Origin of the sequence: Saccharothrix sp. NPDC042600, from assembly GCF_040647305.1 — a bacterium.
Taxonomy (GTDB): Bacteria; Actinomycetota; Actinomycetes; order Mycobacteriales; family Pseudonocardiaceae; genus Actinosynnema; species Actinosynnema mutabilis.
In genome coordinates this window covers 1-15,002 of record NZ_JBEZBW010000042.1, presented here as the reverse complement: position 1 = coordinate 15,002, position 15,002 = coordinate 1, and the positions used below count along the sequence as shown (strand labels likewise).

The window sequence follows — 15,002 nt, the reverse complement described above, 5'->3', positions numbered from 1 at the left end:
TCATCCCCTCTCGCGCCGCACGGACGCCCGGGCCGACGGCCCCGGCGCCACCTCGGCGATCCACGGTCCTTCGATCGACGGGTCGAGGACGCCGTCCTCCAGCCACGTGTAGGCGTCGTCCAAGACGCGCGCGGCGAGCGCCACGTCCCGCTCGTCGGTGTTGACCCACAGCCGGTCCCACAGCCGCGCGACGCGCCGCCGCGACTGCCCGCAGAACGCGTCGGCCAGCTCGACCGCCGACCCGCCCAGCGACCGGGCGTGCACGCAGCTCACGGTCATCGCGTACAGCTCGGCGGCGATGTCCACGACGCGCCCCACGAACAGCTGCCGCTCCAGCACCGCGTCGCCCCACCGCTTGCGCCCGCGGTCGAGGTGCCGGGCCAGTTCGCGGGCGGTGTTCGCGGCGAACACCACGTGCCCGGTGAGGTCGCCGAAGTCCGGCTCGGCGGCCGGCGCCCAGTCGGGCGCGTCGTCGTCGGCCAGGGCGTCGGAGGCGATGAACACGCGCAACGCCTCGGTGGACCCGTCGAAGATCCGCCCGATCCGGACGTCGCGGAGCAGCTGCTCGACCGGCACACCGCGTTCCCCGCGCGCGGCGGCGGACTCGGCGGTCTCGTACCCGCGTCCGCCGCGCACCTGCAACAACTCGTCCGCGACCCGCCAGACCTGCTCGGACGCGAACAGCTTCGCCAACTCCGCCTCGGCCCGCGTGTCCACACCCGCGTCCGACCGCCGCCCGGACACCTCCACGACGGCCTCCAGCGCGAACGCGGTGGCGGCGATGAACGCGACCTTGGCGGCGACGGCTTCGTGCGCCCCGATCGGCTTGTCCCACTGCACCCGCACCCGCGACCACTCGCGGGCGATCTTCAAGCTCCACTTCGCCGACGCCGCGCACACCGACGGCAGCGAGAGGCGGCCGGTGTCCTGCGCGGCGAGTGCGACTTCCAGCCCCTGGCCTTCGGGCCCGATCCGCCGGTTCTCGGGGACGAGGACGTTGTGCAGCCGCACGACCCCGTTTTCGAGGCCTTTGAGCCCGAGGAACGCACTGCGGTGCTCGACGGTGACCCCGGGCGCGTCCGCTTCGACCACGAACGCCGACATCCCGCCGGGCCGGCCGGGTGCGGGTGGGACCATCGCCATGACCACCAGCAGGTCGGCGATGGTCCCGTTGGTGACCCAGAGCTTGAGGCCGTCGAGCAGGTAGCCGTCGGCGATGGGGGTGGCGGTGGTGCGCATGCGGAACGGGTCGTTGCCGATGTCCGGTTCGGTGAGCGTGAACGCGGAGATCTCGCGGGCGCAGCGGGGCAGGAATTCGCGTTTCTGCTCGTCGGTGCCGAACAGGAGGAGGGGTTGGGTGAGCCCGATGGCCTGGTGCGCGGCGAGCAGCTCGGCCAGCGAGGAGTGCGCGGAGCCGACGAGCATGAGCGTGCGGAGGTAGCAGAGGTTCGACAGCCCGAGCCCGCCGTACTCACGCGGCAACTTGACGGCGAACGCCCCGAGGTCACGCAGCCCGTCCACCACGTCGTCCGGAATCCGATCCTCCCGCTCGATCACGACCCCCGACACCTTCAGCCGACAGAAATTTTCAATTGACTGAAGGAAAATTTTCTCCTCGGTGGTGAGACCGCTGCCGGGCGGGGGCTCGACCAGGTCGAGCCGCAGCCGGCCGCGGAAGAGCTCCCTGCCGAAACTCGGACTGGACACCGTCGCCTCCCCCAACCTTCGCCTACTTCAAACCGCTCAAAGCCGACCCGAACGCCGCCGCCACACCGCCGACGCCAAAGCACCGCCAGCGCCACCACGCCGCAGTCACCGCCGCGCCTGCCCAGCGGCTCCCCGCACCCGCGCTGCCGCCCGGCACGCGCCGAGCCGCTCTGGACCGGTGCGGCTGTCTTGTGCGACCGGAGCGGCTGTCTTGTGCGACCGGAGCGTTCTCGCCGGCCGGTCAGACCGGCGAGGACGCCCGCCCGCATCCGTCTACTTCGGACTCGCCGCCTCAGCCGCCTCAGCCGCCTTGGCCCCGTCCGCGGGCGCGGCCTCATCGGCCGACTCATCCGCGCCGCCGCCCCAGTCGTTGCCGCTGGTCGGGGGCACGTGGCGGAGTTGGGTCGCCGCCAGCACCGCACCCACCGCCGCGATCACGGCCGCGATCAGGGCACCGGTGTTGAGCCCGCTGGTGAACGCGGCACGCGCGGTCTCCAGCACCTGTCCGCCCAGGTCACCGGACACGCGCCCGGCGACCGCCACCGCGCCGTCGAGGCTGTCGCGCGCCGCCGCGGCGTCCTCGTCGGTCAGGCCGCCGGGCAGGGTGACGCCGCCCCGGTAGACCGCGACGCCGATGCTGCCGATCAGCGCCACGCCCAGCGACAGGCCGAGGTCGTTCGCCGTGGTGCTCAGGCCGGACGCCGCGCCCGCCTTCTCCGGCGGCACCGAGCCGACGACGAGGCCGGTGGTCAGCGCCATCGCCGGGTTGACCGCCGGGTAGAGCACGATGAAGCCCGCGATCAGCAGCGGCAGGCCGGCGGTGCTCTCGACCTGCGTGAGCATCAGGTAGCCGACGACCTGGATCGCCAACCCGCCCGCGATGATGAACCCGGGCCGGACGCGTCGCGCCAGGATCGGCGTGGACATCGAGACCCCCACCAGGACGAGCGCGGCGGGCAGGATCGCGAGACCCGTCTGCAGCGGCGACAGCTCCGCCACCAGTTGCAGGTACTGCGTGAACATCAGGTACATGCCACCCATGGCCAGCGCCGCCAGGACGTAGACGGACAGCGCGCCCGACACCGTGCGGTTGGCGAACAACCGGATGTCGAGCAGGGGCGCGTCGATCCGCAACTGCCGCACCACGAACCACACGCCGAACGCGACACCGACGACGATCGCGCCCAACGCCTCGACCAGCGAGTCGTCCTTCGCCAACGCCTTCACGCCGTAGATCAGCGGCAGCAGGGTCACCAGCAGGAGTCCCACGCTGAGCACGTCGAGCTTGCCCGCGTTCGCGTCCTTGTGTTCGGGCAGGACGAACGGAGCCGCGATGGCCACCAACGCCATGACCGGCACGGCCACCAGGAACGTCGCCCGCCAGGTGAAGACCTCCAGCAGCAACCCGGACAGCAGCGGTCCGAGCGCGACACCGACCGAGATGCCCGCCGCCCACGCGCCGATCGCCACGCCGCGCTGCTTGGGGTCGAGGAACATCGAGAAGATCAGCCCGAGCGTGGCCGGCATGACCGCCGCGGCGGCGACGCCGAGCACGGCCCGCCAGAAGATCATCATGGACGGGTCGCTGGTGTAGGCGGCGACGACCGAGACGATCGCGAACACCGCCGACCCGAGCGCGAGCAGCTTGCGGCGGCCGACCCGGTCGCCGAGCGTGCCCATGGCGACGAGGAAGCCCGCCATCAGGAAGCCGTAGATGTCGACGATCCACAGCATCTGCGTGCCGTCGGGGCGCAGGCTCGCGGAGATGTGCGGGATCGCGAGGAACAGGATCGTCAGCATCATGAAGAGCAGGAGGGACGGGAGCACCAGCAGGCCCAGTCCCAGCCACTCCCGTCGTCCGGCTCGTGGTGGTGCTTGGTTCGCGGTGGACATGACCCATCCCTTCCGTCGGCGGTGATACCGGGTGGGGGTATCGGTGAGTGTTCCTGACCATACAGGGAGGGGGTATGCCGTCGCACCCGGTGACCACCATTCGGCGGCAATCCGGCGGTAACTCCACGCTGGAGCCCCAGCACACCGGGGCTGTAGCGGCCAGTGGCCGGCGGCTGCGGCGAGCGGCTGGCGGCCGGCGGCTGCGGCTGGCGGCGGCTGGCGGCGGCCGGCGGCATTTCACGAACCCCGAGGGCGGGGCTGGGAACGCGGACAGGGAGCGCGGCGGTGGGAAGGCAGGCGGGGAGCGCGGCGGTGGGAAGGCGGGCGGACGCTTCGACACTTGCCACCCGCGAACCGCCATCCCGAACCGCCACCCGAACCAGCCACCGCGCAAGCGGCCGATGCCCCGAGCCGCCACCCCGACCAGTCACCTCAGCCGGTCAGCCCGGAACTGTCGTACCCCCGTGAGACACTCGAACCGGGGGCCGGAGGCCGCCGCCCACCCCGCCTCACCCCGCCGAACGCGCCGTGATCAGCGACAACGGCCCAGCCGCGCCGTGCCCCACCGACTCCACGGCGAACCCGGTGTCCGCCAGCAGCGCCCGGAACTGCCCCTCGGTCCGCTCCCGCCCACCAGCGGTCACCAGCATGTTGATGTCGGTGTAGAACATCACCGGGTTGTCGGTGTTCGCCCGGTCCGGTAGCACGGACCCCACGATGAGCAGCGTCGCGTCCGCCGGCATCGACGCGCGCACCGTGCGCAGCAGCTTGCGCGCGTTGTCGTCGTCCCAGTCCTGGAAGACGCTCTTGATGATGTAGAGGTCACCGCCGCCGGGCACGGACTCGAAGAAGTCGCCGGCCACGACCTCGCAGCGCTCCGACACGCCGGCCGCCGCGAGCACGCCCGCCGCCTCGGCCACGCCCGCCGCGCTGTCGAAGCACACGCCCGACAGGTGCGGGTGGGCGCCGAGGATCGCCGACAGCAGGGTGCCGTCACCGCCACCCACGTCGACGACCCGCCGGACGTCCGCGTAGTCGTACCCGTCGGCGACCAGTTCCGCCGAGACCCGCGACTCCTGGCCCATCGCCACGTTGAACAACGCCGACAGCTCGGGGTTCTCCGCCAGGTGCACGTAGATGTTCTTGCCGTGCACGTGGTCGAACGCGCACTCGCCCGTGGTGATCGTGTGCTTCACCTCCTGCCACGACGAGAACAGCGTCGGGTTGGTGAAGAACCGCGTGAACGCCCACAACGAGTTCGGCGAGTCCGTGCGCAGCTGCTCGCCGACCTCGGTCAGCGCGAACCGGTCCGGCTCGGGCTCGGCGAGCAGGCCGATGGCCACCAGGGTGCGCAGCAGGCGGTGCAGGGACGGGGCGTGGGTGGCGGTGGCCGACGCCAGGTCCGCGCTCGCGGTCACGCCCGCGTGGACGTGGTCGGCGATCTTCAGCTCGGCGGCCAGGGCCAGGGCCTGCGAGGCCATGTAACCGCCGATGACCTCGATCAGCGCGGCGCGGTTGGCGATGCGGGTCTGGTCGATCCGGGCGGGCAGGGTGCTGGTCATCGGGCATGCCTTTCGGTGAGGGGGTGTCGGACCCACACGTTGGGTTCCAGGTAGACGGCGTGGTCGTGGACGACGTCCGCCCGGACCGGGGTCAGCGCGCCCGGCACGACGACCGGTCCGCTGGTGTCGAAGGGGAGTCCGGTCCACTCGCGCCACCGCGCGAGGCTGCCGGAGATGGTCATGGACACGGGGCACACCTTGAGGACCTCCGCGCCCGCCCGGACGTGGACGCGCAGCCACGGGTCGGTCGGCAGGCCGTCGTCCCGGGTGCGGGCCGCGTACTCGGTCATCGGCACGTGCGGCTCGTGGTGCTTGGCGCTGGGCCGGACCGGCACGACGACGTCCCGGTAGCCGTGGTCGCGGGCGTTGTCGGCGACCGCGGCCAGGGTGAACGCGGACAGGTTCTGCGCGCGCTTGCCCGGAACCACGGCGACTTCCAACGCGCACAGCGTCGTGAGAGGACGGCCGTCGTAGGTGTCCATCATGCTGAGCTTGAGCGAGGCGTCCCACCCGTTGTCCGGCAACGAGTCCACCGAGCCGTCCCACGAGAACGGCACGCCGGCCGCCCGTGCCACCACGGTGTCGTCGTCGTCCACCACGACGATCTGGTGCTGCGGGTACCGGTCGAACGCCCACCCGATCAGCATCGGCTCGGGCGCGATGTAAGCGGGCCACTCGGCTTCCATGTGCAGCATGGCGTCCGTGAGGTCCGGGCGTTCTTTCAGCGTCACGACACGCATGTCCGCCTCCCTCACGCGGCCAGGCTGCGCGCGGGCAGCGGTCGGGTGGGCATGTCGCCGTTGTGGGCGGCGTGCGAGCGCAACAGCGCCAGGTACTCCGCGCGCGGCACGGGGACCGCGCCGATGAGCTTCGCGTGGTCGCCGTCGTGCTGGACGTCCACCGCCACGCCGCCGCTCTCCGCGACCCGGCGCACCAGGCACGCCACGGCGACCTTCGCCGCGCCGCTGCGCTTGGTGAACTGGGAGTCCGCGCTGAACACGCCGCCGATGCGGACGCCGAACGTGCCGCCGACCAGCTCGTCGCCCTCCCACACCTCGACGCTGTGCGCGTACCCGGCCTCGTGCAGGGCGACCAGGCCGCGCACCAGCCGGTCGGTGAGCCACCGCGGCTCGCGGCCGACCCGGCAGTGCTGGACGACCTGCTCGAAGCACGCGTTGACGGTGGTCGTCCACTCGACCTTGTTGCGCAGTTGCTGGCGCAGGCTGCGTTGCACGCGCAGCCGGTCGACGAAGATCACCGGGCGCGGGTCGGGCGAGCACCAGGCGACCGCGTACGGGTCCTCGCCCAGCGCGGGCACCTCGCCGTGGGCGAGCTCGTTGACGATCTTCTGCTCCTCGGTGTCCGCCGGGAACGGGTAGAGCCCGTGCCGGTAGGCGTCCAGGAGGGTCCGCGGCGACAGGTCGTCGCGGAAGGCCACCGGCCCGTCCGCGGGCGCGTCCGCGAGGTCCAGGAAGTCCCAGGACATCACGCCGCCCCGAGGAACTCGATGGCGGTCAGGTAGCCGATGTAGCGGTCCAGCATGGCCTCGTCCACCGGCGGGATCTCGATGCCGCTGCCGCGCAGCGCCTCGGTCACGTTGGTCTGGGTGAACACCGGGAACGTCGTCTCCAGGTACATCTCCGCCACGCTCATCGACCCGGCCGCGCACCGGTCGATGAACAGCGGCGCGAACGGGGTCATCGGGTGGTCGGGCTGCTCGACGGCGACGCGCACCATCTCGTCCAGCCACTCGCTCCACGACACCTCGCGCACGTCGTGCCCGTGCGCCCGCAGCCGGTCCACCAGCACGGAGATGTTGACCTTGCCCGCGTTGGTGAGGTGGTAGACCTCGCCGGAGGGCCGCCGCGTGGCGGCGATGTGCGCGACGGCGGCGGCGAACACGTCCACCGGGGTGTAGTCCAGCGGCAGTTCGGCGATGGGCGCGGTTCCGGTGTCCACCACGAACTTCTTCATCGCGCACATCTCGGTGGCGATGTTCCACGCCCCGTTGACGCGGTCGCCGGAGATGTCGGCCGCCCGGTACACCGCGACCGGCAGACCGCGTTCGGCGGCCTGGAACAGCAACGCCTCCGCGACCCACTTGCTCTCCACGTACCCCACGGACAGGTGGTCGGCGTAGCCCAACGGGGTGGTCTCGGTGACGTGTCGGACACCGGCGGTGCCGAAGCCCGCGATGACCGCCATGGTGGACGTGTAGTGCACCGGGATGTTGCGGTGCCGCGCGGCCATCCGGATGATCTCGCGGGTGCCGTCGACGTTGGCGGGCTTCATGTGCGAGTACGGGTAGATGAAGTTGACCCGGCCGCCGGGGTGGTGGATGACGTCCACCGTGCGGGCCAGCCGGTCGAAGTCCTCTTCGGACAGTCCCAGGCCGGGGTCGCCGAGGTCGCCGGGGACGGCCACGATCCGGGACCGGAACCGGCCGAGGTCGTCGCCGAAGTAGTGCGCGGCGCCGGCCTGCAGCCGGGACAGCCCGTGCCCGGGGTCGTCGGCGCGGACCAGGCAGTGCACGGTCGCGTCGGTCTTCTCCAGCAGCTCCCGCAGCAGGTAGACACCGAGGAACCCGGTCGCGCCGGTGAGGAACACGTGCCGGGGGTCCTGCCAGTCCGCGGGGTCCTCGACCTCCCGGCGGACCTCGACGTCCAGCTCCGACTCGGCCGCGAAGTCGACCTTGCGGCGGGTGTCGTCACCGGCCAGGGTGCCCTCGCGGGCGGCCCGCACGGCGCGGGCGAAGCTGCGCAGGGTGGCGTCCTCCAGCAGCAGCCGGATCAGCGGGCGGACCTGCGTGATCAGCACGCCCAGCGAGCCGCGGACCTTCGCCATCAGCTCGGCGGCGAGGATCGAGTTGCCGCCCAGCTCGAAGAAGTTGTCGTCGGCGCCGACCCGGTCCACCTTGAGCACCTGCCGCCACAGCCGGGCGACGCCGCGCTCCACCAGGTCCACCGGGCCGTCGTCCGAGGTCGTCCGGGTGGTCTCGGGGGCGGGCAGGGCGGCGAGGTCCACCTTGCCGTTGGTCTTCAACGGCAGCTCGGGCAGCGCGACGAACGCCGTGGGCACCATGTAGTCGGGCAGGTGGCGGCCGGTGAACTCGCGCAGCTCCTTGGCGTCCACCGGCCGGGAGGAGGTGAAGTAGGCGGCGAGGCGCTTCTGGCCGTTGCTCTCGTAGGCGGTGACGGCGACGGTGTCCACGGCGTCGTGCGCGGCCAGCGTCGTCTCCACCTCGCCCGGCTCCACCCTAAAGCCCCGGATCTTGAGCTGCCGGTCGATGCGGCCCAGCACCTCGACCTGGCCGTCCGCGGTCCACGCGCCCAGGTCGCCGGTGCGGAACACCCGCCCGTGCGGGGTGGACCGGAACCGGTGGTCGGCGTCCTCGGTGAGGTAGCCGCGCGCCACACCCCGCCCGCCGATGTGGATCTCGCCGCGCCGCGCGGGGTCGCCGTGCTCGTCCAGGATCTGCACGACGGTGCCGGGCAGCGGCGCGCCGACCGGGGCCGCGCCGCGCTCGGGCAGGACGTCGGCGGTCAGGTCCGCGACGCACGAGGTGATCGTGGTCTCGGTGAGGCCGTAGGCGTTGACCAGCCGCACGCCCGGCATGAGCTCCAGCGCCAGGCGGCAGTCCTCGGCGTTGACCGCCTCGCCGCCCACGATGACCAGGCGCACCGGCAGGTCGCCCGCGCCGCGCTCGACCTCGGACAGGAACCGCCGCCAGTAGGCCGGGGTCAGGTCCATGACGGTGATCCCGTGGTGGCGCAGGCGTTCGGGCAGCTCGCTCGGCGCCCACACGGTCTCGGGCAGCACCAGGGTCGCGCCGGCCAGCAGCGCGGTCGTGATCTGCTCGATGGAGGTGTCGAAGGACAGCGCGCCGAACTGGAGGACGTGGTCGTCGGGCGTGATCCCGTAGCGGCCCTCCAGTTCCGCGCACAGGTAGCTCAACGACTCGTGCTCGACCACGACGCCCTTGGGCGTGCCCGTCGAACCGGAGGTGTAGATGATGTACGCGGCGTCGGCGCCGTGCACCGCCACCGGCAGCGCGCCGGCCGCCGGCGCGGAGCCCGGGGTGACCGCCGTGACGGGCAGGTCGGTGAAGCGGGCGACGTCGTGGGTCAGCACGACGCCGCAGCCGGTCTCCTTCACGAACGCCTCGACGCGGCCGTCCGGCGCGCTCGGCTCGACCGGCAGGTACGCCGCGCCGGCCTTCCAGATGGCCAGCAGGCTCACGATGGCGTCGACCGAGCGCTCCAGGTGGACCATGACCACGGAGTCGGGGCCCGTGCCCTGGCCGACGAGGAAGCGGGCGAGGCCGTTCGCACGGCGCTCCAGTTCCGCGTAGGTGATCGTCGCGTCGCCGTGGACGACCGCGGTCCGGTCGGGCTGGGACGCGGCACGGGTGGCGAACAGTTCGTGGACACGCGGTTGCCTACGGATGTTCATGGGTTCCCTCGGGGTGCCGCCGAATTCTCGATGACCTCGACATTAGCGACGGGGGCCGGTTCCCCCGACTACCAGAATGAGCCACGCTCAGGTCCGGTTCCCGGGCCGGCCACTACTCATGGGAGTAGTCGCCGGGGCGTTGTGGAATTCCACTGGAATCGCCCTTGAGCGCGGCCGGCGCGGCGATTTCCCTCGGAACCCTCAGGCCACCGCGGGGACGTGCCGGACGAGTTCGGCGCGCGAGGAGATGCCCAGCCGCCGGAACAGGCCGCGCAGGTGGTAGTTCACCGTGTGCGGGGACAGCCGGACGCGGGTCGCGATCTGCCGGTTGGTCATGCCCTCGGCGACCAGCCGCGCGATGGCCCGCTCGACACCGCTGAACGAGTCCCACGCCTGGGGCGACTCGGCCGGTTCGCCCAGGTCGGCGAGGTCCCGGCGGGCCAGGGCCGCCGCCCACGGGTCGGTGTGCGCGACCGCCGCCAGGCCGGCGGCGTCCCGGTCCAGCAGCGCCCGGGCGTGCGCGGCGGCGGCGACGACCGTGGGCACGGCCGGGTTCGCGGCGGCCAGCCGTTCGGTCGCGGTCACCACGCGGCGGGCCAGGTCCGGGTCGTCGGCGGCGGTGGCGGTGCGGACCAGCCACGCGGCGGCGGCCGGTTCGGCGAGCAGCAGGACCGACCCGGCCGACGCCGCCGCGGCGGCCGTGCGCTCCGGCCCGTACCGGCGGGCGGTGACCAGCAGGGACACCCAGTCGTGCAAGGTCGAGCGGAGCGCGTGGCCGGGGACGGTCCCGGCCAGCAGGGTCGCGGCGCGGTCGACGTCCCCGGTCCGCAACGCCACCGCCGCCAGGACCGCCAGGGCGTGCGGGACGAGCAGCAGGACGCCGGCTTCGCGGGTGGCGGCGAGCCCGCGTTCGGCGAGGGCGGCGGCGTCGTCCAGGCGGCCCGCGACGAGCAGGACGGCCGCCTCCGCGATGTCGACGCAGCCCTCGTAGCAGTCGCGTCGCCGGGGGTCGAGGTCGTCGCGGGTGGCGCGGAGCAGGGCGTGGGCCTCGTCCAGGCGGCGCAGGCTGCCCAGCTTGTCGGCGAGCGCGAGCCGCTGCCACAACCGCCAGTGCGGCGCCGGGCTCTCCTGGGCCCGGGCCAGCCGCAGCGACTCGGCGACCCGCCCGCGCCGCCACCGCAGATCGGACAACACCAACGCCGCCACACTGGCCGACACCCCTGCCCCGGCGCCCTCGTCGGCGGTCAGCAGCGCCTCGGCCAGCGCCTCCGCGCGGCGGTCGCCGGCCAGGGCCAGGGCGGCGAGCCGGGTGCCGGTCGCCTCGTCGGCCGGCCGGCCCGGTGCGGCCAGGACCCGCTCGGCGGCGGCTCGCGCGGCGGTCGCGTCGCCCTGGAGCAGGAGCAGGTTCGCGAGCAGCCCGTGCAGGTCGTCGGCGTGCCGGGCGGCGCCGGGGCGGGCCAGCGCGCCGCGCACCAGGGCCAACGCCCGGGTCAGCTCGTCGGCCGACCGGTCCGCCGCGACCCGTCCCGCGGGCAGCCGCGCGCAGTCGGCGGCCAGCGCGTCCCGCAGCGCCCGGGGCATGCCGTCCAGCACCGCCGTCCACACCCGCTCGTCCCGGAACCGCAGGTCGTCACCGGCCCATTCGAGGACGTCCGCGGCGAGCAGCGCGTCCACCGCGCCCAGGAGCTGGGCGACCCGCTGCCCGGTCAGCTCGGCGAGGTCCGCGATCCGGCACGTCCGCCCCACCACCGCCGCGACCTGCGCCAACGGCCACGCGCCCGGGGTGGCGCGCACCGCGTCGCGCACGCGCTCGGGATCGCCGACGCCCCCCGCCGCCCACCCGGAGTCGCTTTCGCCATGCCCCACACCGCCATCGTGCATTCGCCGACCCGGCCGCTCAACACCCCGCGTCCCGCGTTGTCCCGTCCGATTACCGGAAAATGGGCGCATCCGGTCGCGATCGACTTCCTCCGCGATTACCCGGGCCTGTTTGGATCGCCGCGACGGCACAGCGGGAAATCAGGCGTGAATGGAGTCCACATGATCGAGGGGCGCGTCCGCGACGTGATCGCATCGGTGTTCTCGGTCCACCCGGACGAGCTGCCTGCGCGGCTCGACCCGGACACCCTGCCGGGGTGGACCTCCCTGCGCCAGGTCCAGCTGGTGCTGGCGCTGGAACAGGAGTTCGGCGTCGAGGTGGACCCGACGCTCGTCCCGGACCTGGTGTCCGAGCGGGCGATAGTCGAGATGTTGGCGGAGGCGGCGGCATGAACGGGACGTTCTACGCGAACCTGCGCACCGTCTACGACGTCATCGGGTTCCACGGGTGGCAGCGGCCCGACCACGTGGCCGTGGTCTGCGAGGACCGCCGGGTCACCTACGGCGAGCTGGCGACGTGGAGCAACCGCCTGGCCAACGCCCTGGTCGCGCACGGCGTCCGGCCCGGCGACCGGGTCGCCTACCTGGGCAAGGAGTCCGAGCGGTACTACGAGGTGCTGTTCGCGTGCGCCATCGCCGGCGCGGTCGTCGTGCCGATCAACTGGCGGCTGACGCCCGCCGAGATCCACCACGTCCTGTCGGACTCCGGCTCGGTCGTCCTGTTCGCCGACGACGCCGCGGTGGCCGACGGGCTGCACGGGTTGCCGCGGCTGCGGCACGTCGTGCCGATCGCGTCGGTGCCCGGGTGGCGCGGCGCGGACGACACCGACAGCGACCCCACGTGGAGCCCGGACCACCCGGTCGCACAGGTCTACACGAGCGGCACCACCGGCAACCCCAAGGGTGTCGTGCTGGCGCACCGCAGCTTCTTCGCCGTGAAGGCCGCGCTGGCGTCGGCCGGGCTGGACTGGATCGACTGGCGCGCCGACGACATCAGCCTCATCGGCATCCCCGGCTTCCACATCGGCGGGCTGTGGTGGGCGATCCAGGGGTTCGGCGCGGGCATCACGATGGTGTCGGTGCCGGTGTTCGCCGGCAACCAGGCCGTGCGGCAGGTGCGCGAACTGGGGATCACCACGGCGTGCGTGGTGCCGGCGCAGATGCAGATGATGCTCGCCCCGCCGCGGCCCCGGCGCGAGGACTTCGCCACGCTGCGCAAGGTCGTCTACGGCGGGTCGCCGATCTCCGAGGCGCTGCTGGCGCGGTGCCTGGACACGTTCGACTGCGAGCTGGCCCAGATCTACGGGCTGTCCGAGAGCGGCAACACCGCGGTGTGCCTGCCGCCGGCCGAGCACGTCGTGGGCAGCCCCCGGATGCGCGCCGCCGGCCGCCCGTACCCCGGGGTGGACATCAAGGTCGTGGACGAGGACGGGGACGTCCTGCCGCCCGGCGCGGTCGGCGAGGTGTGCCTGCGGTCGCCGGCCGCGATGCTGGAGTACTGGGGCCTGCCCGACGCGACCGCCGAGACGCTCGTGGACGGCTGGCTGCACACCGGTGACGCGGGTTTCCTGGACGACGGCTACCTGTTCATCCAGGACCGGATCAAGGACACGATCATCGTGGCCGGGGAGAACGTCTACCCGGCGGAGATCGAGAACGCGCTGGCCGCGCACCCGGACGTGCTGGAGGTCGCCGCGGTCGGCGTGCCCAGCGCGCACTGGGGCGAGGTCGTGCACTGCTTCGTGGTGCCGCGCGCCGGCGCGGCCCCGGAAACCCGCGCGCTGACGGCGTTCCTGCGCGGCCGAATCGCCGATTTCAAGCTCCCGTCGAGCTACGAGCTGCTCGACGCGCTGCCCCGCAACCCCAGCGGCAAGGTCCTGCGCCGCGACCTGAGGGAGCGGTTCTGGCAGCACCTCGACCGCCGCGTGGCCTAGCCGCCTGCGGAAAGCCCTTACCGACACTTCCCACGACAGGCGGAGCCCATGCGCATCTCCCTGCGACACAACAGCGACTACCACGCCCTGCGGACCGGCGACCCGACGAAGATCGCCCTCGACTACTCGGCGGACCCGGCGGACGTCGCCCGGTCCCTGCCGCGCCGCACGGCCGGTGAGCGCAAGACCGTGCTCCTGCTGGGGGCCAACGGGTTCATCGGCATGCACCTGCTGCGCGAGCTGCTGCTGGACGCGCGCGTCGGCAAGGTGTACGCGCTGGTGCGCCCGAAGGGCGACCAGACCGGGGAGGCCCGCATAGCCCGCACGGCCCGCAAGTACAAGATGGCACTGCCCTCGATGGACAAGCTGGTCGTCTTCGAGGCCGGTTACGTCGAGCCGCGGTTGGGCCTGGACGACGCGCGGTACGAGGAGCTGCGGACGTCGGTGGACGTGGTGGTCGACGGTGCCGGCGCGACGACGCACGAGTACCCGTACTCCCGGTACCGGGCGGAGAAGGTGGTGCCGACGGTCGCGTTGGCCGAGTTCTGCCTGACCAAGCGGTTCAAGACGCTGCACGTGATCGGTTCGGTGGGCAGCGAGGTGTACCGGCAGCGGCGCGACTTCCTGCGCCGCAGCTTCTTCTTCCAGGGGTACAGCCGGATGAAGTACGTGGTGAAGCACCTGGCGCTGCGCGCGAACCGCGACGGCGTGCCGATCCACCTGTACCAGGCGCCGTTCGCGCTGGGCGGTCCGCTGACGTCGTTCAAGGACCCCGGCATGGAGTACTCGTTCTGGAACATGATCGGCCACATGGTGCAGCAGGGCCGGACGTGGGAGTCCGACGCGAGGATCCCGATGGTCGCCGGTGACGTCCTGGCCCGCACGGTCCTGGACAACGCCCTCTCCGAGGCTCCGCGCGCCATCACCTACCCGGTGACCCCGGTGACGAACGCGGAGCTGGCGACGAGGTTCGACCTGGAAACGGTGCCGTGGCGCACGTTCCGCCGCGACCTGATCCGCGCGAACCGCGTGCGACTGGCCGAGGTCGACTGGAAGCACCCGCTGTCGAGCACCCGCCGAGCCCGCCGGCGCGCCGGCTTCATCCGCTCCCTGTTCCCGCGCTGCCTGCCGACCGCACTGGCCAACATCGACGCGGCGGCCCACACGAACCCGATCGTGCTGGGATCGACCCTGGAGCCGATCGACATCCTGGAAGCCAACGCCCGCAACATCCGCAAACTGGCGAAGGACCTGCCCACGGAACCGACCCGGGAATCCCTGGCCCCGGCCCACGCCACCGAACCCCTACCCACAGCAGCCTGACCCCCACCCAAGCTGAGCGGGGTCACCCCCCCGACCCCGCTCAGCCCCTCCCAACCCCTCACCACCACCCGCCGCACACACCCCACCGCCACTCCGCTTCACCCACATCGCCGCTTTCCGGTCCGCCCGCCACTCACCCGCCGACACCGCCACGCCGCCCACCGTCCGCCCCGGTCCGCCACCCACTCCCGCCGCGCCGCCCGCCGCGCTGCGCGCCCGCCGCCCGCCGCCCGCCGCCCGCCGCCCGCCGCAC

At 72.8% G+C, this 15,002-nt stretch carries 10 protein-coding genes; 3 read left to right on the top strand and 7 right to left on the bottom strand.

Annotation, left to right across the window (positions count from 1 at the left end):
- From AB0A74_RS23790 to AB0A74_RS23760, 7 genes are all read right to left on the bottom strand, one after another.
- A complete protein-coding gene (locus AB0A74_RS23790; protein ID WP_358252604.1) occupies positions 1 to 1,707 on the bottom strand; it encodes an acyl-CoA dehydrogenase family protein in 1,707 nt (568 codons plus the stop codon).
- 273 nt (positions 1,708 to 1,980) lie between these two features.
- Positions 1,981 to 3,600, bottom strand: coding sequence for an MFS transporter (locus tag AB0A74_RS23785; protein WP_358252602.1), 1,620 nt, complete (start codon positions 3,598 to 3,600; stop codon positions 1,981 to 1,983).
- Positions 3,601 to 4,109: 509 nt separating this feature from the next.
- The gene (locus AB0A74_RS23780; RefSeq protein ID WP_358252600.1) at positions 4,110 to 5,162 is read right to left on the bottom strand and encodes a methyltransferase; all 1,053 of its coding nucleotides are present in this window, start codon (positions 5,160 to 5,162) and stop codon (positions 4,110 to 4,112) included.
- Positions 5,159 to 5,902 (bottom strand): N-acetyltransferase, encoded by a 744-nt coding sequence (locus tag AB0A74_RS23775; protein ID WP_358252598.1) that lies wholly within the window; start codon positions 5,900 to 5,902, stop codon positions 5,159 to 5,161. The genes AB0A74_RS23780 and AB0A74_RS23775 overlap by 4 nt, the downstream gene beginning before the upstream one ends.
- Before the next feature lie 11 nt (positions 5,903 to 5,913).
- Positions 5,914 to 6,648 carry a hypothetical protein gene (locus AB0A74_RS23770; protein ID WP_358252596.1) on the bottom strand — a complete coding sequence of 245 codons (735 nt, stop codon included), beginning with the start codon at positions 6,646 to 6,648 and terminating at the stop codon, positions 5,914 to 5,916.
- Positions 6,648 to 9,614 carry an amino acid adenylation domain-containing protein gene (locus AB0A74_RS23765; protein ID WP_358252594.1) on the bottom strand — a complete coding sequence of 989 codons (2,967 nt, stop codon included), beginning with the start codon at positions 9,612 to 9,614 and terminating at the stop codon, positions 6,648 to 6,650. Before AB0A74_RS23765 ends, AB0A74_RS23770 begins: the two co-directional genes overlap by 1 nt.
- A gap of 201 nt (positions 9,615 to 9,815) precedes the next feature.
- Positions 9,816 to 11,480 (bottom strand): helix-turn-helix transcriptional regulator, encoded by a 1,665-nt coding sequence (locus AB0A74_RS23760; protein ID WP_358252592.1) that lies wholly within the window; start codon positions 11,478 to 11,480, stop codon positions 9,816 to 9,818.
- Positions 11,481 to 11,654: 174 nt separating this feature from the next.
- Here AB0A74_RS23760 and AB0A74_RS23755 point away from each other — a divergent pair, with 174 nt between their 5' ends.
- Genes AB0A74_RS23755 through AB0A74_RS23745 form a run of 3 tightly spaced genes read left to right on the top strand, consistent with a single transcriptional unit; the run spans position 11,655 to position 14,749 of the window.
- Complete coding sequence (locus AB0A74_RS23755; protein WP_358252591.1) at positions 11,655 to 11,885, top strand: acyl carrier protein; 231 nt, start codon at positions 11,655 to 11,657, stop codon at positions 11,883 to 11,885.
- Positions 11,882 to 13,426 (top strand): long-chain-fatty-acid--CoA ligase, encoded by a 1,545-nt coding sequence (locus tag AB0A74_RS23750; RefSeq protein WP_358252589.1) that lies wholly within the window; start codon positions 11,882 to 11,884, stop codon positions 13,424 to 13,426. Before AB0A74_RS23755 ends, AB0A74_RS23750 begins: the two co-directional genes overlap by 4 nt.
- A gap of 48 nt (positions 13,427 to 13,474) precedes the next feature.
- Positions 13,475 to 14,749: an SDR family oxidoreductase gene (locus AB0A74_RS23745; RefSeq protein ID WP_358252587.1), complete on the top strand. Its 1,275-nt coding sequence runs from the start codon at positions 13,475 to 13,477 to the stop codon at positions 14,747 to 14,749.
- Positions 14,750 to 15,002 lie beyond the last annotated feature (253 nt).

Bases quoted from the DNA above. Each gene is read 5' to 3' on its own strand.
- AB0A74_RS23785 (WP_358252602.1), bottom strand. From the start codon at position 3,600: ATGTCCACCGCGAACCAAGCACCACCACGAGCCGGACGACGGGAGTGG.
- AB0A74_RS23780 (WP_358252600.1), bottom strand. From the start codon at position 5,162: ATGACCAGCACCCTGCCCGCCCGGATCGACCAGACCCGCATCGCCAAC.
- AB0A74_RS23775 (WP_358252598.1), bottom strand. From the start codon at position 5,902: ATGCGTGTCGTGACGCTGAAAGAACGCCCGGACCTCACGGACGCCATG.
- AB0A74_RS23770 (WP_358252596.1), bottom strand. From the start codon at position 6,648: ATGTCCTGGGACTTCCTGGACCTCGCGGACGCGCCCGCGGACGGGCCG.
- AB0A74_RS23765 (WP_358252594.1), bottom strand. From the start codon at position 9,614: ATGAACATCCGTAGGCAACCGCGTGTCCACGAACTGTTCGCCACCCGT.
- AB0A74_RS23755 (WP_358252591.1), top strand. From the start codon at position 11,655: ATGATCGAGGGGCGCGTCCGCGACGTGATCGCATCGGTGTTCTCGGTC.
- AB0A74_RS23750 (WP_358252589.1), top strand. From the start codon at position 11,882: ATGAACGGGACGTTCTACGCGAACCTGCGCACCGTCTACGACGTCATC.
- AB0A74_RS23745 (WP_358252587.1), top strand. From the start codon at position 13,475: ATGCGCATCTCCCTGCGACACAACAGCGACTACCACGCCCTGCGGACC.